The sequence below is a fragment of the Cedecea sp. Ae19-4 genome (genome assembly GCF_059801165.1).
In genome coordinates this window covers 156,681-180,755 of sequence record NZ_JBCHWG010000002.1, presented here as the reverse complement: position 1 = coordinate 180,755, position 24,075 = coordinate 156,681, and the positions used below count along the sequence as shown (strand labels likewise).

Here is a 24,075-nt window from a genome sequence, read left to right as displayed (position 1 = left end):
GAGCTTTTTTTATTCAGTTCGCCGCTTTATCCGGCACGTGGCACCAGTTGTTATTCTGATTAATCCCGCCGTTAGGCGAGGTGTAGCCCAGGCAACCGAGGATGGTGTCGAACAACTCAACGTGGCGATGCGGCACCTTCATGGCTGCCTGCTCTTGCAGATGTTTAAAGGCGTCGGCAGCCGTTGGATTGGCCAGGTATTTATCCGAGGCCCAAACCAGCAGCGGGACGCGGAATTGCTCCGGCGGTGCCATTTTCCGCGGCGTGCCGTGCAGATGCATGGAATCGCTGATGGACTCACCGTGGTCGGCGGCGTAGAAGACTATCGCTTTCTTATCGCGAAGCTGGTCGAGCACGCTGTCTATCATCGTATCGACATACCGGACCGAATTATCAAAGGCGTTAATCAGCATCTCCTTTGAACAGCCTTTGCCAATATCAATGCATTCTGGCGTCCATTTCGCAAAGCTGCGCGGGTAGCGCTGGGCATAGGAGAAGTGGGAGCCTTTGGTATGCAGAATGATCAGATGTTTGCCGTCAGGATTCTGCTCGAGAGATTGCTTCATCTCATCAACCAGCAGCATGTCGTCCACGGTTTTACCGCGATTGCGGGGCTCGGCGGCGATTTGTTCGCGGAAGGCAAGGGTGTCCGGCATGGCGTTTTTGTAGAACCAAATTTCGCTCTGCATGGCGTAAAGGTCGGTACTAAACCCCAGCTGTTTTAAGACCGCGAAGATGTTTTGCTCTTTCAGCGTACGCTGAGGGTTATCTTCTGCCCCGCCTTCGCGGACGAACATGCAGCGCAGCGATAGCTTGGTTGCGGTGTCGCAGGATTCCCCGCGGAAGGCGACCAGATTTTTCTCTTTGGCGAGGTTCGGCGTGGTGTCACGGCCATAGCCAAATATTCCCATATGATCCCAGCGCGTGGTTTCGCCAATAATAAACACCACATAAGCGTCGTCCAGTCCCGGCGGTGTGACGTAGGTGAACTTTTTCGTCGGGTTCATTAGCGAACCGTTGCCGGTGGATTCATCGGCATTCGCCCAGGCAAACAGCCCCAAGGAGGAAACCCAGTTGACCGGCACATAGGAGCTGGCCACCACCCCGCCGTAACTTGCCATATCCGTCGTTGAACCTTGCTCATCGTCGGACTGCATTTCACCCAGCATACGCAGAGGCGCCCAAACCAGCAGCCCCGCGCAGAGCAGGATAGCGATGTTTTTGATGCGCTGGCCGGGGGTTTTCAACTGCTGAAGCAGCGTGTCCTGGGCGCTGTTGAACCAGATAAGGAACAGCGGGATAGCGCTGACCAGCGTCATCCAGATGGCAAAGTGGTAGCCGACAACTTCTTTGGAAAGATCGATATCGGTGGTCATCACCGAGGCAATAATGCCGTAGCCAATCACCACGTTGAAGAAGGTCATGTAGTAGCTGGCGGCCACGGAACACAGCACCACGAAGGAGGCCAGTACCCGCCAGAGATTGCGGCCAAAGAGCGACAGCAGGCGTAACAGGAAAAACGTCACCAGCAGGCAGGCGAAAAACTCTGCCGCGGCGGCCAGGCCCTTCCAAGCGATGAAGAGCTGGGCACGGCTATCAAAACGTTGGTAGAAAACAGAGATATTCAAAAACCAGCCAATGTATACCCCCAGCAAGAGACACAGTTTTTGCTGGGATAATGTTTTTATGTAATTCATGCAGGGCATCCAGGCGATATAAAATATAAGCGCTATTCAGACCGTGGAGTCGCCAGCTAGTTCTGAAAAGCTTGTGAAACGAAGAGGATTCCTGGTGAGAGGGCAAAATTCGAAGGAAATGGCCGGTTTTTAACAAAAAAAGACCCCAGTTTTAGGCCGGGGTCTTTTTGCCGTCTGCTTAGCAGAGAGAATCAGGGCTTCGAGGCCGCATGCAGTTCATCGTAGACATAATGCCGGTAGCTATTAAACAGCGTTGTGTCCGGGCAATCATTCAGCCTGCCCTGGCACAAATGGCGCATATCGATATTGGCCTGATAGAACGGCGACACTTTTAGCTGGGCCTGTTCGAGCAACATCCCCCCAAGGAAAGCGATGTCGGTGATGGCGCCCAGGTCAGCCACCGGCGGGGCATTATAATTATCCCGCAGGCTGAATTGTGAAAGATGGACCGGATCATCCTGTTCCGTGGTGTAGCCATTGGCCCAGTCTATGGCTGGCTGGTGGTCGCCAAAGTACATAAACATGGTCGGACGCGGGCGTTGGTCAACAAACTGGAAGAAGTCAGCCAGCGCGGTTTCTGAGTTTTTAATCTTCTCAACGTAATGGCTGAATTTCCCGGCGGCATCCTTGTTCTTCATCGCCGACGTCAGCTGGTAATCATCGGCATGCCCTGCGTCATAAGGGCCGTGTTCATACATCGTTAAGGCATAAACAAACACGGGTTTATCGGTGTGGCTGGCAAGGAGCTTTTTAACATAGCTCAGGACATCTGCGGTGGGAATGTGCCACAGGTTATCTGCCAAATCACCCGGGTAGCCCAACTCCTGCGGCTGGATAATTTTATCCACGCCCATCATGGTGTAGGCGTGGCCGGCGTTATAGGCCGATTTGTTGAATGGCGTCAGAACCACGGTGTAATAACCGTTGTCTTTCATCTGCTTAAACAGGCTGTCGTTGACGTGATCGACCGCGGAATAAAACACCGAATTTTTCAACGCCCCGAAATCATCGCTGCGCATGCCGGTTAAGGCTGCGAACTCAGACAGCCAGGTGCCGCCCCCGAAGGTTTGCACGCGCATCAGCGTGTGGGCTTTCACCTTACTGTCCTGCTCAAACATAGAGAAGTGCGGCAGTAATTGAGGATCAGGCACTTTATACAGGCGCGGATCCACCGTTGATTCCTGCAGCAGCAGAACGATATCAGGCTTCACGCTGGCTGAGGCGGTTGTCTTGTTATTCAGCGCCGCCGCGCGGGAAATAAATTCCTGAGACGTCGCCTGAGGGAACGTTGGCGCGTCATAGCTGGCCTGGATGCCTGACAGCGCCAGGTTTGACAGCACGCCGGTTCCGCCAGGCAGTTTGGTGGCCCAGTCGTGCTGATTCTTCATTACGCTGTGGCTAAGCGTTGACGCCGAGCCCAGCATCACGCCGAGGGCAATCAGCGGGGCGAGCATCCCTTTCCGCCGCGGTACGGCGCGCCAGCTGATAATAATCGTCAGGATAAGCAGCGCTATCATTGCCGCAACGGCGATACCGGCGGAAGGATAATGCAGCAGCGTGCCCGCATTGGCCGGATCGGCCATCAGGTAAAAATCGCTAAACAGCAGCTGGTCTTTGTAATAGTGGACCTTAAGCTGGTTACAAAATTGCAGCAGGATCACCAGCAGGCTGCTGGTCCCGACGGCAAAAATGACTCTGGCGGAGAGTAAATAAAACAGTCCGCAGGTAAAAATGAAGGCACTTGCCGCGATAACAAGAGGGTAGATATCGCGCGGAGAGTTACCCGCAATGATGATCAGGGCTGCAATTAGAAGCAATGTGACATAAAGATATGTCCAGAGCGATTTTCGGCTGGTTTTTTGTACCATAATGCTCGTTTCTCTGTGGGACTGTTCTGGATAGCAAATGTTGTCTTAGGAGAGACATCCCTCTGCTGGCCTGACGCGTGAAAAGAGGATAAGGCGGTTAGAAGGGGATTTATCCTGGCCGGGATAATACAGCTTGTGGTGAAAAAGTCTCCCCAAAGCCGGTTATTTCATTGCTGTGGTTGTGTTTTTGTTTGAAGAGGGCAAGCGAGGCGGGGATGAATTGCGTTAAGGCCGCCCTATTCGGCGGCCTTAATATGGGTGTGACGAGGCTATCAGGCGTGGGCGTGCTTGTGATTGAGTACGGCGCGTACCGGCTGGCGAATCGTGGTGGAAATTGCCAGCGACAGAATCAACAGCGCGAAGATAACGCAGAAGGTCACGTAGAAGCCGCCGAACAGCGAGGCGATGATAGAGCCGCAGATACTGCCGATGCCGAAGCCCAGGTAAATCACGCCGTAGTTTTTGGTCAAATTGTTCAGGCCAAAGAATTCGCTGACCAGCGAAGGGTAAACGGTGATGGTGCCGCCAAAGTTAAAGGCAACGCAGGCGATGGCCGCAAAGAAGGTGGCTTCGTTGAGTGGGGCAAACAGCAGGGCCGCCATACCGACCAGAGAAATCACCTGACCAATAGTTATCACGCGGATACGGGCAATTTTATCGGACAGGATACCGAGCACCAGGCGGCCGCTAAGGTTAGCAATGGAGATAACGGTGACCGCGTTGGCGGCGGACATTGCATCCAGGTGAACCATGCCCTGAGCGATATCTTTTGCAACGCCGATAACGTACAGGCCGCTCATGCAGGCGGTGAGGAACATCAGAGCCAGCATCCAGTATTGCGGCTGGCGCATAGATTCAGCGAGAGTGAAATCGGTTTTTGCCGCGCCGTTTGCGGATTTAGTTTCCTGCAGCGGAGCATCTTTCATCATGGTGGCGCCGAACAGCACCATCACCATCGCCAGGCCACCCCAAATCATAAAGGTGTTTTCCAGGCCGTAGGCCGCCAGCAGGTGGGTATCAATGTATTTAAAACCGAGGCTGCCGAGGCCATAGGCGCCGATGGAGAAGGCAGAAATCAGGCCTTTACGTTCCGGGAACCACTTCACGCAGTTCGACAGCGTCAGCAGGTAGCCAGCGCCGTCCGCCAGGCCAACCAGCACGCCCGCCGTGAGCCAGAGCATCATCAGGTTGTTGGCATGTGCGGTGAAGAACAATCCGGCTCCGAGCAGCACACCCGCCGCCATGGTGACTTTACGCACGCCAAAGCGGTCCTGCAGTTTGCCCGCCACGGAAGAAGAGATGGCGAGGCCAAGGCTCAGCAGGCCGAAGGAGAAGGCGACCTGGCTGATTGGCGCGTCCAGTTTCTGGGACAGCGCGCTGTTGAACAGGCTCCAGGTATAAACGGAACCCAGCGCGAACTGAGTAATGATGGTTCCGATGAGGGTTAACCAGCGAGTACGGTTGTAGGTGGCAGTGTTCATGGCAGATGTCCTGCGAATCTAAGGGAAGTTATCTGCCGCCTACGATAGCGAAGCGCCGTTTATTCCAGGAAAAAACGGCATGAAATGCATGAAGAACGGAATGAAGTGCCTCTGAAACGGTATGAACGGCCTTCCTGTTGCACTTTATGTTTTGTTGGTTAGTGCTCGCTATCGTTGTGTTGTGCGTATTTGCTGTATATCAAATGTTAAATCATAAATGAGATATAGTTAACATTTTGCAAAATTACCGGTGTTAAGTGCCCTTTCTTTGATCTCATTCAGGGTTGCGAAATATCCCGGATTCACTATTGTCAGAAAGTAAAATTTACCCGCGCTCGGCAGGTTACAGGGAGAGCTAAATGGAACGTTGTGGCTGGGTCACTCAGGATCCGCTGTATCTGGAGTATCACGACACAGAGTGGGGCGTGCCGGTTACCGACGGGCAGAAGCTCTTTGAGATGATTTGCCTGGAAGGCCAGCAGGCCGGACTGTCGTGGATCACCGTGTTGAAAAAACGCGAAAATTACCGACAGCGTTTCAGGCATTTTGACCCCTATGCCGTGGCGTTGATTCAGCCGGAAGAGGTGAATGTGCTGATGCAGGATGCCGGCATTATTCGCCACCGAGGGAAAATCGAGGCGATCATCACCAACGCCAAAGCTTTCCTCGCGATGGAAGCTAACGGCGAGAGCTTCCCGGATTTTGTCTGGGGATTTGTCGACCATACACCTCAGGTGTCGCATGCCGCTTCACTCCGCGAGGTCCCGGCCTTTACACCGACGTCAGATGCGCTGTCTAAAGCGCTAAAAAAACGTGGGTTTAAGTTTGTGGGGTCGACAATTTGCTATTCGTTTATGCAAGCCTGCGGCCTGGTCAATGACCATGTGACGGGCTGCTTCTGCCACCCTGATGTTCGCCAATGATCCAGCTGTTTAACATTGGGGAAATGGATGCGCTCATGGCGCTCTGGCTGGAAAGTACTATCGACGGCCATCCGTTTATCCCGGAAAGCTACTGGTACGAAAGCCTCAACCTGGTACGCAATGTCTATATTCCTCAGTCAAAAACGTGGGTTTATCTGCACCAGCAGCAGACGGTGGGGTTTATCAGCGTGATGGATCGGCAGTTTATCGGCGCGCTGTTCGTGGCACCTTCTTTTGCCGGGCAGGGGATCGGCGGCGAATTGCTGGCGAAGGTGAAGGCGGAATACCCGGCCTTAAGTCTCGAGGTGTATCAAAAAAATCGCCGGGCGGTGCATTTCTACCACCGCCACGGCTTTCATATCGAAGAGAGCGCCTGGCAGGAAGAAACGCAGCACCCGACGTGGATTATGAACTGGCAGGCGGATCAAACGCCGTCACGACAGGAGCAGGACCAGTAAATTTCTCCGCCCAGACGAGGGAGTTATTTGCCGCGCAGCCGTTGGCCAGCCGCGAAGACGGAATATCCATGGTGAGGACGTTAACCGCGCCGTTTTTACACAGCCGGTCTTCATCCAGGTCGGGCCATGCGCCCTGGTGGATACACACCACGCCGGGCCTGATGCCATCGGTTACCTGAGCGCCAACCAGCACTTGCCCGCGAGCGTTCCATACCCGCACTAAATCTCCGTGAGCGATGCCGCGCGCTTTAGCGTCAATCGGGTGCAGCGTAATAGGCTCTCGCCCGGCGATGGCGTACTGGTCGCGCAGTCCGGCATAGTTCAGCTGGCTGTGCAGGCGGTGAGCCGGATGGGATGAAAGTAGCTGTAGCTGGCCGGAGGCAGCATTTCCCTGCCATTCGTCTGGTGGCAGCCAGCTTGGGTGCGGCGGGCAGTCGGCATAGCCAAAGCTGGCGATGCGCTCAGAGTAGATCTCAATTTTACCGCTCGGCGTTTTGAGTGGGTTTGCCTCAGGATCGTCCCGAAAAGCGGCAAAGCGAATAAATTCGGCATTTTTCGCATTTTCTGGCATTTCTATCAGTTGGTTAGCTGCCCAGAACTCATTGAAGTCCGGGAGCTCGATCTGCTGCGTAGCGCCACGCTGACGGGCGATATCATAGAAAGACGCCAGCCATTCAAGCTCATTTTTCCCTTCGCTGAACCGTGCTTCACCGCCGGATTCCCATCGTTCGCTTAGCTCTGCAAAAATATCAAAGTCATTTCTCGCTTCTCCCTGCGGGGCGACGACCTGTTTCATGGGGACCAGATGCTGATTGCTGTAATCACCGGTCATCGTCATGTCGTTCCGCTCGAACGAAGTGGTCACCGGCAGAACGATATCGGCGTGTTTTGCCGCTGCGGTCCAGAAGCATTCGGAGATAACGATCAGCTCAGGCTTTTGCCAGGCTGCGGCCAGGCGGTTAGTGTCCTGATGATGGGTGAAGTTACTGCCGCCGGCCCACCACAGCATACGAATGTCCGGGAAGGTGTGCCGTTGCCCGTTGTGCTGGTAATCCCTGCCGGGGTTTTCCAGCGCCTCGACGATGCGCGCCACGGGGATTTTCTCCACGGCATCGGTGCCGCCTTTAAGAGAGCCCTGCAGGGAACCGAGAACCGCTGCGCTGCGGGTCGGGTTGCCGCCGTTGGCGAAGTGGTAGGAAAGGCCAAAGCCGCCGCCCGGAGTGCCAATCTGGCCCAGCATGGCGGCCAGCGTGACCAGCATCCAGTGTTTCTGTTCGCCGTATTGCTGGCGCTGCATACCCCAGCCCGCCATCAGCATGGTGCGCTTGCGGCTGAAAAGATCGGCCAGATTTTCGATGGTTACCGCGGGGATACCGCAGATCTCAGCCGCCCAGGCCGCACTTTTGGGCGTCCCGTCAGCGTTGCCGAGCAGATAAGCTTCAAATTTGTCGTAGCCATAGGTGCAGCGGGCGAGGAAAGCGGTATCGTGCCTGCCGCGAATGACCAGCGTGTGGGCAATGCCGAGCATCAGCGCTACGTCGGTGCCCATATGCGGGGCGATCCATTCGGCTCGTTCCCCGAAGAAATCCACCGTTTCAGAGCGCATCGGGTCGATGGCGACGATCGTTTTGCCGCTGTTTTTTAGCTGTTCGAAGAACTTCACGCCCTGTTCGTCGCTGGCATTCCAGGCAATCTTCAGCGTGTTGAGCGGGTTCGCGCTCCAGAGCACCACGACTTCGCTGTGCTCAAGCAGCAGCGGCCAGCTGGTCTGTTGCTGGTAAACCTCGTTAGAGCCCACCACGTAGGGCATGATCACCTGCGCAGCACCGGTGGAGTAGTCGCCGGAATGCCCGGTATAGCCGCCCGCGAGGCTCATGTAGCGCTGAAGCAGCGTGGAGGCTTTGTGCAGCACGCCGTTGGATCGCCAGCCGTAGGAACCTGAGAAAATGGCCGCCGGGCCGTGGCTCTCGCGAATGCGCTTGTGCTGCTGGTGAATCAACGTCAGGGCATCATCCCAACTGATGCGGACATAGTCATCTTTACCGCGAACTCCCTGAGGCTTATCCGGGGAGGCCAGAAACCCTTTCCGGGCCATAGGAAACGCCACGCGAGCTTTGCTGTGAACCTGGTCTGGCACGGCACTTTGCAGCGAGTTTTGATGACCGGTTTCAAGCGCACCGCGAGAGTGGTAAACCCGTTGCCCGTCGGTTTCGACCAGCATGGGGCCCCAGTGTGCGGCGGTGAGGATTTGTTTTCGTGCAGGCGATGTATTGGCCAATTTGGACTCCGCGATGGCAGGTGCTGGGCTCTACGCCCGCGTATTTATGTTCACTATTCAGAATTCTTACCGGAATTTTCTACACGATTTGTCGTCATAATCAATCGCCGGGCGCATATCCGGCAAAGGATGAATAAGGATAGAAGGAAATAAGATGAAAAAACGCGTCATGATTATCGCCGCCGTCGTGTGTGGCACCTTAGCGGTTTCCGGCTGCACCACCAATCCGTACACCGGCGAAAGCCAGGCCGGAAAATCTGGCATAGGCGCCGGGATTGGCTCGTTGGTTGGGGCGGGCGTGGGGGCACTTTCGTCATCGAAGAAAGATCGCGGCAAGGGCGCGCTGATTGGTGCCGCGGCTGGTGCAGCGCTCGGTGGCGGGGTAGGCTATTACATGGATGTGCAGGAAGCTAAGCTGCGCGACAAAATGCGTGGAACCGGCGTGAGCGTGACCCGTAGCGGCGACAACATCGTGCTGAATATGCCGAACAATGTCACCTTCGACAGCAGCAGCGCCACCCTGAAACCGGCGGGTGCCAATACCCTGACCGGCGTGGCGATGGTGTTGAAAGAGTACCCAAAAACGGCGGTTAACGTGGTCGGTTACACCGACAGCACCGGCAGTAACGAGCTGAATATGCGCCTGTCACAGCAGCGTGCAGACGGCGTAGGAAGCGCGTTGATTACCCAGGGCGTTGATGCCAGCCGTATTCGCACCACCGGCGCAGGCCCTGCGAACCCGATCGCCAGCAACAGCACCGCGGATGGTAAAGCTCAGAATCGCCGCGTAGAAATTACCCTGAGTCCTTTGGGCTAACGTAATGTCCGGCAGTGGGCTTAGCAGCCTCTCGATATGACGTCTTTTTCTTTCAGGAACCCCTCTCGCTGAAGAGTTAGACTTATTGCAGTTGTTGCACTGTATTTTCGATTTTCGCCATAAAAAAACCGGCGCATAAGGCACCGGTTTTTGGTCGTCTAAACACAAACGTTATTGCGGATACGGTACCCAGTCACCCCCGCTCAGGCGGACATAAGGCTTATCCTGATACTTCAGTACCACTGCCGTTGAGTTTTCCGAAACCGGGGCAGTTTGTGGCAGATTGCTGGTGAGCGCGCTCCAGTCCACCTGGTCGGCAACAAAGTTTTTGCCGTCCACCGAGCGGGAAACCAGTTCTGAAATCGCCAGATAGCTGCTTGGCTGGTTGATTTCAATGGCATCGCCGCTGTGCGGTGCTTTCATGCCGATGAATTTTACGCCTGCCGGCACGTGGGTGATGTCAGGACTCGGGATGTCACGCAGCCCGGAAACCTGCATTTTATCGCTTTTCAACGCCGCGCCGTGCTCCGGCACAATCACCACCATGACTTTGCGGTTCGACTTCTCAAGCTCGGTCAGGAAAGAATCCAGCTCATCGAACAGCTTCTGCGCCCGCGCCTTATAGTCGGCTGTTTTGCTGTTGCCTGGGTAATGGTTACCGTCGTGCAGCGGCACCAGGTTGTAGAAGGTGGCCGTGCGCGGGTTCGCGCCGTCATTTTGCTCACCCTGCAGCCAGCGCTGCAGTACGGCGGTGTCGTCGTAGATTGGCGAATTATCAAATGCCAGCAGATTGCTCGGCAGCCCGCTTTGATCCATCAGTGGGACCTGAATCCCGCCGTTTTCCCGCACTTCTTTCAGGAAGTTACCGAATACCCCGTTGTGGTCCATCATCAGTTGCTGCTTGAAGCCGAGACGGGCCAGGTCATCAAACAGATAGCATTGATTGCCGGCGGGTTCATAAAGCCCTTTGTGAGACGACTGCCCGCAGCTCGCGCGGAGCAGGCGGATAGCCGCCGGGCCGCTGTAGGAGGTCGCCGAGTTGAAGTTCTTGAACAGAATATCGAAGTGTTTCCACAGCGGGTGCGAGCTGAGGCCTACCGCCTCGATGTCGGACCATGAGAGGGAACAAATATTGATGATCAGCAGCTCAAAGGGCTGTGCGTCAGCGGGCAGTGCGTCCGGGAATTTGGTCTGCCGTTTGGCTTCGCTGGCGTAGAAGTTGTTCAGCCAGGCGGTAATATTGTCGCTTGTCGGCGGGGCCGTTTGTGCCGGAATATCACCGGAAGAAGGTGCTGCAGTATTGGCGGCGGCCGTTGACCCGGCGGTACCGCTGGTGTTAACGGAGGCCGTTGTTTGTGAGGCGGAGGGCAGTAAAGAGATAGCCGGGCCGGCCACTGTCAACACGTTGAGCCAGACCAGGATAGCCACGACAAACACCGTGACGCGCAGCCACTGGGAGACAAAAAGCCAGGCAACCAGCAGCACAAACGCCGCGCCGATCATTTGCCAGTTAATAAAGCGGGTTACCAGGTCGAGAAGATAGTCTGCACTGAAGCCAACGACCTGGCTCCCCTGGCTCATCATGCTGTCGAGGCCGGGCAGCCAGGTATCGTGCCAGAAAAGGCCGATCCCCACGGGAAGGGCTATCCAGTTACGCAGTTTGTGCAGCTTCAGCGGCGGCAGCGGGAATAACAAAAAGGCAAGAAAGACCAGGTTCGCCAGCGGGTGAAAATTCAGGTAACCGGTCCATAGCAAACCGAACTTCAACAGGAAGTAGTAGTTCCAGCCACCCAGACCACGCCAGTACTGCAGAAAATGAGCCGGCGATTTTGCCGTTTGAGAGTGATTAGTCATGTTGATGGTCTGCCCTGGCGGAAGGTCGGCGTAGCGTCCCGGCCGGTTTAACGTAGCGTGGTTTTAAAAACATCAGCCGCACCGCGGCGGTAAAGCGGGGAAGCCAGCGATGAGCGGTATAGCCCAGCGGAAAAAAAACTATCGCGCAAAGCACGACGAGCTGAATGATGTCTGTGATGTTCATCATTGTGTCTGTTCCCTCGGGGTGTCATCCAGCAGCGTCACAGGCGTGGGCTGCCTGCGCCAGCTATGCCCTTCGTGGCTGGCATGGCGAACGCTGTTCAGGTCGAGCGTGGCGGCCAGCGGTTTTACCCATTTTTCCGGGCGCATGGCCTGCATTTGGAGTATTTCGGCGGCGATTTGGCTGTCTTCAAACCACACCATGCGGTTGGTGAAAAGGTCGTTCACCGGCAGCGGGAAAATATGGTTCAACGCGGTATCGAGATCGTTAATACGGCAGAAGGAGAGGAACAGCATCAGCCGGTTTTCTCCGATGGTCACGATATCGCCCATGCGGTTTGGACGGCATAACGTCAGCGCCTGCTCAACGCGCAGGCCCGGCACCGGGCGCAGTGCGACCATCACGCCTTTGCCATCCTCCGGCAGCAGGGCGTTGTTCATCAGCGTCCCGATACCGTTGCAGAAAACGTCCCATTTCTGATAACCGCGCAGTTTTAGCGGCTGCATCTGGTCGATGAGCACGGTAATGTCTTCGGGGACATGGCGAGTGAATTTCACACCCTGCACGCTTTCGATCATCGTCAGGCAGCGTGAAAGCGGGGCGTTCCACGGAATAATTAGCGTTGCCCCGCAGCCCAGCAGAAGTCGTTCATCGGTGGCTCGCAGGCTGGCCTGGTTTTCTCGCACGATCAGTTTCAGCGCGCTGCCGCGCTGGCGGCGGAGGGCGTGAATCTGGCGGGCGATACTGTTGATTTGGCTATTCTGGGTGAGCGAGAAAATAATTGTGGCGGCCTGTGCAGTTCGCGCGGCGTCAAACAGTTGCTCATTGTTTTCGAAGAGCTGCCAGTTTTCCGACAGGGCAGGAGCACCTTCCAGAACAGCAATGTGGCTGAGGACGCTTTTTTCATCGCTGCGCGGCTGAGGCGCGCTTTCGGCATCCTCTACAACCTGCCATGCCCCGTTTTGCCAGTGGACGTTGAGCTGCTGATCGGCAGTAACGCCTTTTTCATTACACCAAAAGGCGATGTCATAGCGATGGATATCGCTTTGCGCCCGCAGGCTGGCAAGCCCGGAAAGACTGCGATGCTCGCTGACTAATAATGAGAATTGTTTATCATTGTTATTTCCAACATTAACAAAAAGCAGACTGCACTTATTGCGTTTAGTCCATTTTCCCATTACGGCGAGCCAATGACGTAAATCCTCTGGGGAAATATTTTCCCAGACGTTATCTGAGCTTAAAAGTATAAAAAAGTAGTGCTCAGGATTAATACTGCACATGAGATCGCGGCGCAACGCGTTGAGCCCATTGATGGATGAGGGCATGGTAAAAAGGCGTACTTTTTCTGGCCCTTTAGTCGGATCGAGCTTTATGGCTTGCCCAGACTTTGCTGACATCGAAATGACGGCAACCTTTGCCGTCGATTGTTGGGAAACAACTGTTTGATTAACAATACTTATTGCATCATCCTGACTTTCTACGTTCAGCCACCAGACGCCGCCTGTGGGCATGTGGTTCAATTCGTTCCACAACGAACGGAAGCCAAGCGAAAATATGGGTTCCATGGCGTCCCCTGGAGATAAATTAGTATGTATGTCAGTTTACTAGCGTAAGCTGAGAAAGAAACCTACCATTGAAAATAAACAGCATCAGTTTTAGCATTGTAAAACATTTTTCGTTTTCCTGGCATTTGCCGTTATCACTGCTGACGAAACCTGACCAAGAGATGACAACTAAAATGCAAGATGAAGAGACTGGCAATGCTCAGGAAAACAAGCTTGTTTATGCCTTCCAAAATGATTTTCTGGCGCTGAGTAAAGCATTTTCACTGCCCGAAATAGATTACACCGATATATCGCAGCAGGAACAACTGGCGGCGGCAATTAAACGTTGGCCGCTGCTGGCTGAATTAACGCAACAATAGGGAGTAGGCCTGATGGCTGTCATTGGGTTGCAAGGGCTGCGTGGTGGCGTAGGGACGACGTCTATTACCGCGGCGCTTGGTTGGTCGTTGCAGCAACTTGGGGAATCGGTGCTGGTGGTGGATATCTCGCCAGATAACCTGCTGCGTCTGTTTTATAATATTGATTTCGCAGAGCCAAAGGGCTGGGCGCGGGCCATGCTGGATAACGAAGACTGGCGCAAATGTGCATGGCGCTATACCAGCCATCTCGACGTGCTGCCGTTTGGCCAGCTCAGCCCGGCTGAGCATGAAACGTTCGACACGGTGGAAAAAGCCCTTGGCAACTTCAGCCATTTTCTTGCCGACCTGAAAGCGAGTCAGCGATACCAGTGGATATTACTGGACTTGCCCCACGGCTTTAACGCCCTGACCCGCCAGATTTTAGCGCAAACTGACAGCGTGGTGACGGTGGTTAAACCGGACACCAACTGCCATATTCGTTTGCACCAGCAGGCTTTGCCTCAAGGGGCGCATATTCTGGTGAACTATCTGCAGGTGGCCAGTCAGCTGCAGGATGATATCTACCAAATTTGGCTGCAAAGCCAGCGCACGATGATCCCCATTATTCTTCACCGGGATGAGGCGATGGCCGAAAGTGCGGCGGTAAAACAGCCTCTGGGCGAATACCGTCCGGATTCATTGATTGCCGAGGAAATCATGACGCTCGCCAACTGGTGCCTGTTGAACCTCGCAGGGAAGAAGGCATGAGTCATCTGGCCTCCTGGCTGTTACTCCCCGCTGCCAGCCAGCGGCTGGGTGAGCGTTATCGTACTTTTCGCCGCAACGGTGCCCCGATGTTCAGTGCGACGCTGGGCTGCATCGTCTTGATTCTTGCCTGGGTTTTTCTGCCGCTTGAAGCCCCCCGCTGGCAGCGCATACGCGCCGGGCATGACCAGTTCTACCCGCATATCAATCCAGACAGGCCGCGCCCGCTGGACGTGGTGCGTTATGGTATCCAAAGCCTCTGGCTGTTGCTCCGCGCCAGTAAGCAAGCCGGGCGCCCGCGGGTACGCTCTTTTGGCCGGATGCAGGCCTGGCGTGAAAGCTGGCACGGCTGGCTTGATAAACTGCCGGAAAACATTAGCAACCGGACGCAGCATCTCGATGAAAAGAAAGAATTAAGCCATATCAACCACACAACCCGGCGGATCATTCTGGGCGTGATTGTTGTGTTTTCGGCCATTCTTGCCCTGCTTTGTATTACCCAGCCGTTTAACCCGCTGTCACAGTTTATTTTCCTGATGCTGTTGTGGGGCGTGGCCCTGATCGTTCGGCGTTTACCGGGGCGTTTCTCTGCCTTGATGCTGATTGTGCTGTCGCTCACCGTATCCTGTCGCTACATCTGGTGGCGCTACACTTCGACCCTGAACTGGAACGATCCGCTCAGCCTCGTCTTCGGTCTGGGGCTGCTGTTTGCCGAGACCTACGCCTGGCTGGTGCTGGTGATGGGGTATTTCCAGGTGGTGTGGCCGCTTAACCGCCAGCCGGTGCCGATGCCAAAAGACATAAGCACCTGGCCGGTGGTGGATATTTTTGTGCCGACCTACAACGAAGAGTTGCACGTCGTGAAGGGGACAATTTATGCCTCACTGGGCATTGACTGGCCGAAGGACAAGCTGAATATCTGGATTCTGGATGACGGTGGGCGAGACGAGTTTAAGCAGTTTGCCGATATGGTCGGGGTCAATTATATCGCCCGTCCGACGCACGAGCACGCAAAGGCGGGGAACATCAACAACGCGCTGAAGCACGCGAAGGGCGATTTTGTCGCTATCTTCGACTGCGACCACGTGCCCACACGCTCCTTCCTGCAGCTAACCATGGGCTGGTTCTTCAAAGAACAATCGCTGGCGATGATGCAGACTCCGCACCATTTCTTCTCGCCCGATCCGTTCGAGCGCAACCTGGGGCGTTTCCGTAAAACGCCTAACGAAGGGACGCTGTTCTACGGCCTGGTGCAGGACGGGAACGATATGTGGGATGCCACGTTCTTCTGCGGCTCTTGTGCGGTGATTCGCCGTGGCCCGTTGGATGAAATTGGCGGTATTGCCGTTGAAACCGTGACCGAAGATGCCCACACATCGCTGCGTTTGCACCGCAGGGGCTATACCTCGGCTTACCTGCGTATTCCGCAGGCTGCGGGGCTGGCAACGGAAAGCCTTTCCGCGCACATTGGGCAGCGTATTCGCTGGGCGCGAGGGATGACGCAGATATTCCGTCTCGATAACCCGTTCTTCGGCAAGGGGCTGAAGTTTGCCCAGCGGCTCTGTTATGCCAACGCCATGTTCCATTTCCTGTCGGGGATCCCGCGGCTTATCTTCCTGACGGCACCGCTGGCGTTCCTGTTGTTACACGCCTATATCATTTACGCCCCGGCCATCATGATTGCGCTGTTTGTTTTGCCGCACATGATCCACGCCAGCCTGACCAACTCCAAAATCCAGGGTAAATATCGCCACTCTTTCTGGAGTGAAATTTACGAAACTGTGCTGGCCTGGTACATCGCTCAGCCTACGCTGGTGGCCTTGTTTAATCCGCACAAAGGGAAGTTCAACGTGACCGCAAAGGGCGGGCTGGTTGAAAACGAATATGTGGATTGGGTCATCACGCGTCCGTACCTGATTTTAGTCCTGATTAACCTGCTGGGCGTTGCCTTTGGGGCATGGCGCTTCTTCTACGGCCCGGAAAACGAAGCGCTAACGGTGGTGGTGAGTCTGCTGTGGGTGTTCTACAACTTGATAATACTGGGCGGCGCGGTGGCCGTTTCCGTGGAAAGTAAGCAGGTCCGGCGAGCGCACCGTGTTGAAATCGCCATGCCGGCCGCGCTGGCGCGTGAAGATGGTCACCTCTTCCCGTGCACCGTGCATGACTACTCAGACGGCGGGGTAGGGATCAAGATTCATGGCCCGACTCAGGTGCTGGAAGGGCAGAAAGTGAACCTGCTGTTAAAGCGTGGGGCACAGGAGTTCTTCTTCCCGGCTCAGGTGATGCGTGTCTTTGGCGATGAAGTCGGCCTGCAGCTGGCGCAGATGACCACCAAACAGCATATCGATTTTATTCAGTGTACTTTTGCCCGCGCCGATACCTGGGCGCTGTGGCAGGACAGTTTCCCTGAGGATAAGCCGCTGGAAAGTCTGGTGGATATTCTCAAGCTTGGATTCCGGGGTTACCGGCACCTTGCGGAGTTCGCTCCACCGTCATTGAAGTTTGTTTTCCACGCGATCACCACGCTGGTGGACTGGATTGTGTCGTTTATTCCGCACAGCCCGACGGCCAAACCAGCAAAACGGCGGACTTTGTCTGCCCTGGCTTAACGAAATTGCTCACCAAAAGGGAAAAAGCGTGGTTTTTCCCTCTTTGTAGCCGGCAACTGAAATCACGAATTGATGTTCTCTGGTGTTTCTTCTTTCGCCTGAGGTTTGTCAACAGCTTGATTAATTTGATGATAACGCGATGAAAAGAAAAATATCCTGGTTTTATGCAGCGGCGGTAGGCATCAGCGCCCTGCCTGTTACAGTGGCAAATTCGGCTGATTCGACGCCGGCTCCGACGGTTCCTGCCGTGGCGACGGCAAATCAGGCAGTGGTTACGCCTGCGCCGGGTTCAACCGAGGCGATCGTTCCCGCGACGCCCGCTGGCAGCGCCCCGACGGTTGGGCAAGTCTTACCGGGCGTACCTGGCGCAAATGCGCCCATCGTCGCCGAAAATGTGCCCTCCCGCGATGTGAAGCTGAATTTTGCGCAAATTGCGCCGCCGCCGGGCAGCATGGTGTTGACCGGCGTGAACCCGAATGGCGGGGTAGAGTTTGGGATGCGTCGGGATGAAATCGTCTCGAAAGCGCTGCTGAACCTGGAATATACCCCTTCACCTTCGCTGCTGCCGGTGCAGTCGCAGCTTAAAGTCTATCTTAACGACGAGCTGATGGGCGTTCTGCCGGTGACCAAAGAGCAACTGGGCAAAAAGACCTTTGCACAGGTGCCGGTTGACCCGCTGTATATCACCGACTTTAACCGCGTGAGGCTGGAGTTTGTCGGCCACTACCGCGACATCTGCGAGAATCCGGCCAGCACCACGCTGTGGATGGATGTCGGTCGCAGCAGCTCGCTGGCGCTGACCTACCAGCGCCTGCCGGTTCAAAACGATCTGTCGCATTTCCCGGTGCCTTTCTTCGACTCGCGAGACGATCGCCCGCTGACGTTGCCTGTCGTTTTTGCTGCCAGCCCGGATATTGAACAGCAGCGTGCCGCCGGGATTGTCGCCTCGTGGTTTGGTTCCCGTACCGCATGGCGTGGGCAGAGCTTCCCGGTGCTCTTCAATCAGTTGCCGGCCAGCAACGGGATCGTTTTTGCGACCAACGATAAGCGCCCGGACTTCCTGCGCGATCATCCTGCCGTGCAGGCGCCAACCGTTGAGATGATGACCCACCCGGATAACCCGTACGTCAAACTGCTGGTGGTGATGGGCCGTGATGATAAAGACCTCGTGCAGGCGGCAAAAGGCATTGCCCAGGGGAATATCCTGTTCCGCGGCAGTAGCGTCACCGTGGATGACGTGAAGCCCTTGCAGCCACGTGAACCTTACGATGCACCAAACTGGGTGAGAACTGACCGGCCGGTAACGCTGGGGGAGATGAAAACTTACCAGGAGCAGCTGCAGTCCAGTGGCCAGGAGCCGAGCGCCATTAGCGTGACGATGAATCTGCCGCCCGATCTCTATCTGCTGCGCAGTAACGGCATCGATCTCAACCTGAAGTATCGCTACACCGCACCGGCGATGAAAGACAGCTCGCGCATGGACATTAGCCTGAACAACCAGTTCCTGCAGTCGTTCAACCTGACGCCGAGCGAAGAGAACAATAAGCTGCTGCTGCGCCTGCCGGTGCTGCAGGGCCTGCTGGACGGCAAAACGGATGTGTCGATTCCCGCGCTGCGTCTGGGCGCCGCCAACCAGCTGCGCTTTGACTTCTCGTATATGAACCCGATGCCTGGCGGCTCGATAGAGAACTGTATTACGTTCCAGCCGGTCCAAAACCACGTCGTGGTGGAAGATGAGTCAACCATCGACTTCTCTAACTATCACCACTTTATTGCCATGCCGGATCTGCGCACCTTTGCGAATGCGGGCTTCCCGTTCAGCCGCATGGCCGATCTCTCGCAAACTATCGTGGTGGTCAGCAAAGAACCTAACCCAGCTCAGGTGACTGCGCTGCTGGACGCGCTTGGCACCATTGGTTCACAAACCGGCTTCCCTGCCGTAAACGTGGGCCTGACGGATGATGGCAGCACCATCCAGGGCAAAGATGCGGATATCATGATCATCGGCACTATTCCGCCAACGATGAAAGATGACAAACGTATCGATCTGCTGGTTGAAGCCACGCAAAGCTGGGTGAAAACCCCGGTTCGCCAGACTCCGCTGCTGAACGGCGTTTCCGATCCCAAAGATCGCGCGGCGGATACGCAAACGGAGGTCACCTCCAAAGGCGCCATGGCCGCGATCGTCGGCTTCCAGTCGCCGTATAACGACCAGCGCAGCGTCCTTGCTTTACTGGCTGACAGCCCGCGAGGTTACGAGCTGCTGAACAATGCGCTCAACGACAGCGGCAAACGGGCGGCGATTTCCGGCTCGGTAGCGGTGATTCGTGAATCCGGTGTGGATAGCCTGCGCGTCGGCGATATTTACTATGTGGGCCACCTGCCGTGGTTCGAGCGCATCTGGTACGCGCTGTCGAACCATCCGGTGCTGCTGGCTATCTTCGCCGCGATAAGCGTCGTGCTGTTGGCCTGGGTGCTGTGGCGTATCCTGCGCATCCTTAGCCGCCGCCGTATCGATCCAGAAGACGAGTAATTACGATGAAAATCAGCGCCGCACTGCTGATGGTCGGGCTGATGCTGACAACCGTTTCCGGGCAGGCCGCCTGTAGCTGGCCTGCCTGGGAGCAGTTTAAAGCCAGCTATGTCAGCGACCAGGGCCGGGTGATCGATCCCAGCGATGAGCGCAAAATCACCACTTCTGAAGGGCAGAGCTACGCGCTTTTCTTTGCCCTGGTGGCCAACGATCGGGCGATGTTCGACAAGCTGCTGCTCTGGACGGAAAACAACCTCGCTCAGGGGGCGCTGAAAGACCATCTTCCGGCCTGGCTGTGGGGCAAAAACGACAAAGATGCGTGGACGGTTTTAGACAGCAACTCCGCCTCCGATGCCGATATGTGGATTGTCTGGAGCCTGCTTGAAGCGGGGCGTCTGTGGCATGAGCCTGCCTATAGTCGCCTCGGTGAAAAGCTGCTGAAGCGCGTGGCGAAAGAGGAAGTGATTAAAATCCCGGGGCTGGGATTTTCACTGTTGCCGGGGAGAGTGGGGTTTAATCATTCTCCTGACTGGCGGCTGAATCCAAGCTACCTCCCGCCGCAGGTACTGCAGCGAATGGTGCGTTACCGCGGCCCGTGGTCGGCCATGCAGGTGGCAAACCAAAGATTACTGCTTGAAACCGCACCCAAAGGATTTTCACCCAACTGGGCCGACTGGCGTGAAGGCAAAGGCTGGCAGTTCCAGACCGACGACGCCCGCAGCGGCAGCTATGACTCAATCCGCGTCTACATGTGGATTGGCATGATGGCCGACGACGCACCGCACAAAGCCGCGCTGCTGAAGGCCTTCCAGCCCATGGCAGATATCACCATCAAACAAGGTTTGCCGCCGGAAAAAGTCGATGTGCAAACCGGCAGCGTTCAGGGCAATGGCCCAGTGGGATTCTCCGCCGCCATGCTGCCTTTTTTACAGGATAGCGAAGCGCGGGACGTGCAGCGTCAGCGGGTGAAAGATAATTTCCCCCAGGCTGATGCCTATTACAGCTATGTTTTAACGCTCTTTGGTCAGGGATGGGATCAAAATCGTTTTCGCTTCAATTCTCGGGGTGAATTAATCCCTCGCTGGGGTCAGGTATGCGCAAGTTCTCATTAAGTTTCGTCACTCTCTCATTGGGCATGGCGCTGATGCCGATGGCTCAGGCCGCGTTGACGCCCCAGCAGCAGTTGCTGGAGCAGGTGAGGATGGGTGAGGCCAGCAAACGCGAAGATATTGTGCGTCAGTCGCTGTCCAGGCTGGAGCTGATGGCACCGGACGATCCGGACGTGATTGCGGCCCGCATGCGCTACCTGCTGCGCCAGGGGGATAACGCCGGGGCGAAAGCACAGCTTGAGCGTCTGGCAAAACTGGCCCCCGGTTCTGCCGAATATAAACAGTCGCAGGTTACGATGATGCTGACCGGCGCGGATGGCCGCCAGCAGCTGCAGCAGGCCCGTTTATTAGCGACCAGCGGGCATACCGAACAGGCTATTGCCGCCTATGAAAAGCTGTTTGACGGCAATCCTCCCGAAGGGGATTTAGCGATTGAATACTGGATGCTGATGGCGAAGCGCCCGGCAACCACCAACCAGGCGATCGATAAACTGAAAGCGCTGGATGCCGCTGCGCCGGGGAACGGCGAACTGCGTGGCAATCTGGCGCGGCTGATGTTTGCCAACGGCCGCAGCGCCGAGGCTTATCAGGTGCTTGAGCAAATGGCGAAATCCAACGGCAGCCGGGAAGACGCGGCGGCTTTATGGTATGGCCAAATCAGCAACTTACCGACAGGGCCACAAAGCGTCGCGGCCCTGCAGCGTTTTCTTAATGTCTTTACCGAAGGCGATACGGTGGCCACCGCGCGTGACAGGCTGGCGCAGCAGCAAAAACAGTTGTCTGACCCGGCTTTCCTCGCCCGGGCAAAAGGGCTGGAAGACGTGGGCGGTGGTCGCGGGAACCAGGCCATTCCGCAGCTGAAAGAGGCGTTAAGCTCGAAGCAAAACGATAGCGAAGTGGTTGGCGCCCTGGGGCAGGCTTATTCTCAGCAGGGAAAACGCGCCCTCGCGGTACAGCAGTTTGAGAAAGCCATTCAGATGGACCCGCAAAGCGACAACCGGGGCAAGTGGGACAGCTTGTTAAAAACCAACCGCTACTGGCTGTTGATTGAACAAGGTGATGCTCAGCTCAAAGCCAATAACCCGGACGCCGCGCTGCAGAAGTACCAGCAGGCGCAGAGGGTGGATAACACTGACAGCTACGCGGTGCTGGGCTTTGGCGATGTGGCCGTTGCCAAAAAAGATGATGCCAGCGCGGAGCGTTATTATCAGCAGGCGCTACGCATGGATCGCGGGAACAGCAACGCGATTCGTGGCCTGGCGAACGTGTACCGCCGCCAGTCGCCGGCGCGTGCAACGGCGTATATTCAGAGCCTTTCGGCCAGCCAACGCAAAAGTATTGATGATATTGAACGTAGCCTGGCCGGCGAGCGGCTGGAGCAGCAGGCCACTGCGCTGGAAAGCCAGGGCCAGTGGGCAAAAGCGGCAGAGATCCAGCGCCAGCGGCTCAAACTCGACCCGGACAGCGTGTGGATCACCTACCGCCTGTCGAACGACCTCTATGCCGCCGGAAAACACAGCGAGGCAGACAGCCTGATGCGCGGCCTGGCCCAGCGTAAACCCGGCGACCCGGAGCAGGTCTTCGCTTACGGCCTTTATCTCTCAGGTAATAACCACGATGCGGCGGCGCTAAGCCACCTTAATACGCTGCCCAAAGCGCAGTGGACCGACAATATTCATGAGCTTGCAGACCGGCTGCAGTTTAACGAAGTGATGCAAACGGCTAACCGGCTGCGGGACAGCGGCAAAGAAAAAGACGCCATTGCGCTGCTTCAGCAGCAGACGCCGTCCGATCGCGTCGACTTAACGCTCGCCGACTGGGCCGCCGAACGTGGCGATCGCCCCACGGCGAAAGCGCAGTATCAGAAAGTCCTGCAGCGTTCACCCGGCAACGAAGATGCGCTGTTAGGGTTAACCGAGGTGCTGATTGCCGAGGGGGATAAACCTCAGGCCCGCGATCTGCTAGCGAAGCTGCAGAAAGCACCTGCAGGTGAAACACCGTCCATCAATACGCAACGCCGCGTGGCGAACGCCTGGGCTGCCCTGGGCGACAACGCAAAAGCCGCGCAAACCTACGCGCCAATTCTGGTTGCGGCGAAAAGCCAGCCGCCGTCGATGGAAAGCGCGCTGGTGATGCGTGATGCCGCGCGTTTCCAGGCCGCCAGCGGCCAGCCGCAGCAGGCGCTGGAGACTTACAAAGACGCTATGGTCTCCTCGGGGGTTGCCCAACAGCGCCCGCAGGATAACGACACCTTCACTCGCCTGACCCGCAACGATGAGAAAGACGACTGGCTGAAGCGGGGCGTGCGCAGCGATGCCGCCGATCTTTACCGCCAGCAGGATGTAAACGTGACGCTTGACCACGAATACTGGGGCTCAAGCGGCACGCCAGGTTATTCCGATCTGAAAGCACATACCACGATGCTGCAGGTGGACGCTCCGCTCAGCGACGGGCGGATGTGGTTCCGTACCGATATGGTGAATATGAATGCTGGCTCGTTCAAAGATAACGGCGGGGGTTACAACGAGCGCTGGGGCACCTGTGCGGAGCACAACTGTTTCGGCAACACAAATCAGAGTGGCAACGGCGCAAGCGTGGCCGTTGGCTGGAAAAACAATATCTGGCAAACGGACATTGGCACCACGCCGATGGGCTTTGACGTCGTGGATGTCGTGGGTGGCGTGAGCTACAGCAACGACCTCGGGCCAATTGGCTATACCGTCAATGCGCATCGTCGGCCTATCTCCAGCTCGCTGCTCTCCTTCGGCGGGCAGCGGGATCCGAATACCAATAAAGTGTGGGGTGGCGTTCGCGCTAACGGCGGCGGTATCAGCCTGAGCTACGACAAGGGCGAAGCTAACGGCGTCTGGTCCAGCCTGAGCGCGGACACGCTGACCGGTAAAAACGTGGCCGATAACTGGCGCGTGCGCTGGATGACGGGCTACTACTACAAGCTGATTAACGAGAATAATCAGCGGCTAACCGTGGGCCTGACCAATATGGTCTGGCGCTACGAAAAAGACCTCAGCGACTACTTCCTCGGCCAGGGCGGCTATTACAGCCCGCAAAAATACGTGTCGTTCGCCGTGCCGGTCATCTGGCGTAAACGTACCGAAAACTGGTCCTGGGAACTGGGCGCTTCCGGCTCCTGGTCTTACTCCCACAGCAATGCGGGCCAGCGCTATCCGCTGCGTAACCTCGTGCCAAATAACACGAACCCCTACCCGGACGATCCAGAGGGCTACCCGGACCGCAATGACACCTTCTCGGGCAGCAGCAGCAATGGTTTCGGTTATACGGCCAGAGCGCTGGTTGAACGGCGGATCAACTCGCACTGGTCAATCGGTGCCGGGATTGATATTCAGCAGGCCAAGGACTACACCCCAAGCCACGCGTTGATTTTCGTACGCTACTCCATGGCGGGCTGGCAGGGCGATATGGATATGCCGCCGCAGCCGCTGGTGCCTTACGCGGACTTCTGATTAGCGGTGACGCAGAGCGGCGGGTTAGCCCGCCGTTTGTGTTTTTTTACTCAGAATTCGGCGCAAAGTTGCCCATAAATGCAGAATTACCCGATTCTCCTGAGGTCAGGATTACAAA

16 protein-coding genes are annotated in these 24,075 nt (G+C 56.2%); 9 read left to right on the top strand and 7 right to left on the bottom strand.

Features of this window, described 5'->3' with window-relative positions:
• Positions 1-13: 13 nt before the first annotated feature.
• The 3 genes from eptB to AAIE02_RS13645 form a co-directional block, all read right to left on the bottom strand.
• Positions 14-1,696 carry a kdo(2)-lipid A phosphoethanolamine 7''-transferase gene (gene eptB, locus AAIE02_RS13655; RefSeq protein WP_498532764.1) on the bottom strand — a complete coding sequence of 561 codons (1,683 nt, stop codon included), beginning with the start codon at positions 1,694-1,696 and terminating at the stop codon, positions 14-16.
• Between the two features lie 191 nt (positions 1,697-1,887).
• Positions 1,888-3,564, bottom strand: coding sequence for an LTA synthase family protein (locus tag AAIE02_RS13650; protein ID WP_498532763.1), 1,677 nt, complete (start codon positions 3,562-3,564; stop codon positions 1,888-1,890).
• 272 nt (positions 3,565-3,836) lie between these two features.
• Positions 3,837-5,045, bottom strand: a complete 1,209-nt coding sequence (locus AAIE02_RS13645; protein ID WP_166878835.1) for an L-lactate MFS transporter — start codon at positions 5,043-5,045, stop codon at positions 3,837-3,839.
• Between the two features lie 359 nt (positions 5,046-5,404).
• Between AAIE02_RS13645 and tag the strand changes: the two genes are divergently transcribed.
• Both tag and AAIE02_RS13635 read left to right on the top strand, forming a co-directional pair.
• Entirely contained in the window at positions 5,405-5,968 is a 564-nt protein-coding gene (tag, locus tag AAIE02_RS13640) for a DNA-3-methyladenine glycosylase I (RefSeq protein ID WP_498532762.1), read from the top strand.
• Complete coding sequence (locus tag AAIE02_RS13635; protein ID WP_008460587.1) at positions 5,965-6,426, top strand: N-acetyltransferase; 462 nt, start codon at positions 5,965-5,967, stop codon at positions 6,424-6,426. The genes tag and AAIE02_RS13635 overlap by 4 nt, the downstream gene beginning before the upstream one ends.
• Here AAIE02_RS13635 and AAIE02_RS13630 read toward each other — a convergent pair.
• On the bottom strand, positions 6,374-8,704 hold the full coding sequence (locus tag AAIE02_RS13630) for a molybdopterin guanine dinucleotide-containing S/N-oxide reductase (protein WP_498532761.1): 2,331 nt from the start codon (positions 8,702-8,704) through the stop codon (positions 6,374-6,376). The genes AAIE02_RS13635 and AAIE02_RS13630 overlap by 53 nt on opposite strands.
• Before the next feature lie 154 nt (positions 8,705-8,858).
• On the opposite strand from AAIE02_RS13630, the gene AAIE02_RS13625 reads away from it, so the two are divergent.
• The gene (locus tag AAIE02_RS13625) at positions 8,859-9,521 is read left to right on the top strand and encodes an OmpA family lipoprotein (protein WP_498532760.1); all 663 of its coding nucleotides are present in this window, start codon (positions 8,859-8,861) and stop codon (positions 9,519-9,521) included.
• Between the two features lie 171 nt (positions 9,522-9,692).
• Here AAIE02_RS13625 and bcsG read toward each other — a convergent pair whose 3' ends face one another.
• Genes bcsG through bcsE form a run of 3 tightly spaced genes read right to left on the bottom strand, consistent with a single transcriptional unit; the run spans position 9,693 to position 13,121 of the window.
• Positions 9,693-11,375, bottom strand: a complete 1,683-nt coding sequence (gene bcsG, locus AAIE02_RS13620) for a cellulose biosynthesis protein BcsG (RefSeq protein WP_498532759.1) — start codon at positions 11,373-11,375, stop codon at positions 9,693-9,695.
• Positions 11,368-11,562 (bottom strand): cellulose biosynthesis protein BcsF, encoded by a 195-nt coding sequence (gene bcsF, locus AAIE02_RS13615; RefSeq protein ID WP_008460596.1) that lies wholly within the window; start codon positions 11,560-11,562, stop codon positions 11,368-11,370. The genes bcsG and bcsF overlap by 8 nt, the downstream gene beginning before the upstream one ends.
• Positions 11,559-13,121 carry a cellulose biosynthesis protein BcsE gene (bcsE, locus tag AAIE02_RS13610; protein WP_336983216.1) on the bottom strand — a complete coding sequence of 521 codons (1,563 nt, stop codon included), beginning with the start codon at positions 13,119-13,121 and terminating at the stop codon, positions 11,559-11,561. Before bcsE ends, bcsF begins: the two co-directional genes overlap by 4 nt.
• A gap of 173 nt (positions 13,122-13,294) precedes the next feature.
• On the opposite strand from bcsE, the gene bcsR reads away from it, so the two are divergent.
• The 6 genes from bcsR (at position 13,295) to bcsC (ending at position 23,957) form a co-directional block, all read left to right on the top strand.
• On the top strand, positions 13,295-13,480 hold the full coding sequence (gene bcsR, locus AAIE02_RS13605; protein ID WP_038483072.1) for a cellulose biosynthesis protein BcsR: 186 nt from the start codon (positions 13,295-13,297) through the stop codon (positions 13,478-13,480).
• A gap of 12 nt (positions 13,481-13,492) precedes the next feature.
• Positions 13,493-14,227: a cellulose biosynthesis protein BcsQ gene (gene bcsQ / locus AAIE02_RS13600; RefSeq protein WP_166878813.1), complete on the top strand. Its 735-nt coding sequence runs from the start codon at positions 13,493-13,495 to the stop codon at positions 14,225-14,227.
• Positions 14,224-16,833: a UDP-forming cellulose synthase catalytic subunit gene (gene bcsA, locus AAIE02_RS13595; protein WP_498532758.1), complete on the top strand. Its 2,610-nt coding sequence runs from the start codon at positions 14,224-14,226 to the stop codon at positions 16,831-16,833. Before bcsQ ends, bcsA begins: the two co-directional genes overlap by 4 nt.
• Positions 16,834-16,972: 139 nt before the next feature.
• Entirely contained in the window at positions 16,973-19,366 is a 2,394-nt protein-coding gene (gene bcsB, locus AAIE02_RS13590) for a cellulose biosynthesis cyclic di-GMP-binding regulatory protein BcsB (protein ID WP_166994848.1), read from the top strand.
• Between the two features lie 5 nt (positions 19,367-19,371).
• The gene (bcsZ, locus tag AAIE02_RS13585) at positions 19,372-20,478 is read left to right on the top strand and encodes a cellulose synthase complex periplasmic endoglucanase BcsZ (RefSeq protein ID WP_008460608.1); all 1,107 of its coding nucleotides are present in this window, start codon (positions 19,372-19,374) and stop codon (positions 20,476-20,478) included.
• The gene (bcsC, locus tag AAIE02_RS13580) at positions 20,460-23,957 is read left to right on the top strand and encodes a cellulose synthase complex outer membrane protein BcsC (RefSeq protein WP_498532757.1); all 3,498 of its coding nucleotides are present in this window, start codon (positions 20,460-20,462) and stop codon (positions 23,955-23,957) included. The genes bcsZ and bcsC overlap by 19 nt, the downstream gene beginning before the upstream one ends.
• The last annotated feature ends 118 nt before the right edge of the window (positions 23,958-24,075 follow it).

Bases quoted from the DNA above. Each gene is read 5' to 3' on its own strand.
- AAIE02_RS13635 (WP_008460587.1), top strand. From the start codon at position 5,965: ATGATCCAGCTGTTTAACATTGGGGAAATGGATGCGCTCATGGCGCTC.
- bcsA (WP_498532758.1), top strand. From the start codon at position 14,224: ATGAGTCATCTGGCCTCCTGGCTGTTACTCCCCGCTGCCAGCCAGCGG.
- tag (WP_498532762.1), top strand. From the start codon at position 5,405: ATGGAACGTTGTGGCTGGGTCACTCAGGATCCGCTGTATCTGGAGTAT.
- bcsB (WP_166994848.1), top strand. From the start codon at position 16,973: ATGAAAAGAAAAATATCCTGGTTTTATGCAGCGGCGGTAGGCATCAGC.
- eptB (WP_498532764.1), bottom strand. From the start codon at position 1,696: ATGAATTACATAAAAACATTATCCCAGCAAAAACTGTGTCTCTTGCTG.
- bcsE (WP_336983216.1), bottom strand. From the start codon at position 13,121: ATGGAACCCATATTTTCGCTTGGCTTCCGTTCGTTGTGGAACGAATTG.
- AAIE02_RS13645 (WP_166878835.1), bottom strand. From the start codon at position 5,045: ATGAACACTGCCACCTACAACCGTACTCGCTGGTTAACCCTCATCGGA.
- bcsC (WP_498532757.1), top strand. From the start codon at position 20,460: ATGCGCAAGTTCTCATTAAGTTTCGTCACTCTCTCATTGGGCATGGCG.
- bcsF (WP_008460596.1), bottom strand. From the start codon at position 11,562: ATGATGAACATCACAGACATCATTCAGCTCGTCGTGCTTTGCGCGATA.
- AAIE02_RS13625 (WP_498532760.1), top strand. From the start codon at position 8,859: ATGAAAAAACGCGTCATGATTATCGCCGCCGTCGTGTGTGGCACCTTA.
- AAIE02_RS13650 (WP_498532763.1), bottom strand. From the start codon at position 3,564: ATGGTACAAAAAACCAGCCGAAAATCGCTCTGGACATATCTTTATGTC.
- bcsQ (WP_166878813.1), top strand. From the start codon at position 13,493: ATGGCTGTCATTGGGTTGCAAGGGCTGCGTGGTGGCGTAGGGACGACG.
- bcsG (WP_498532759.1), bottom strand. From the start codon at position 11,375: ATGACTAATCACTCTCAAACGGCAAAATCGCCGGCTCATTTTCTGCAG.
- bcsZ (WP_008460608.1), top strand. From the start codon at position 19,372: ATGAAAATCAGCGCCGCACTGCTGATGGTCGGGCTGATGCTGACAACC.
- bcsR (WP_038483072.1), top strand. From the start codon at position 13,295: ATGCAAGATGAAGAGACTGGCAATGCTCAGGAAAACAAGCTTGTTTAT.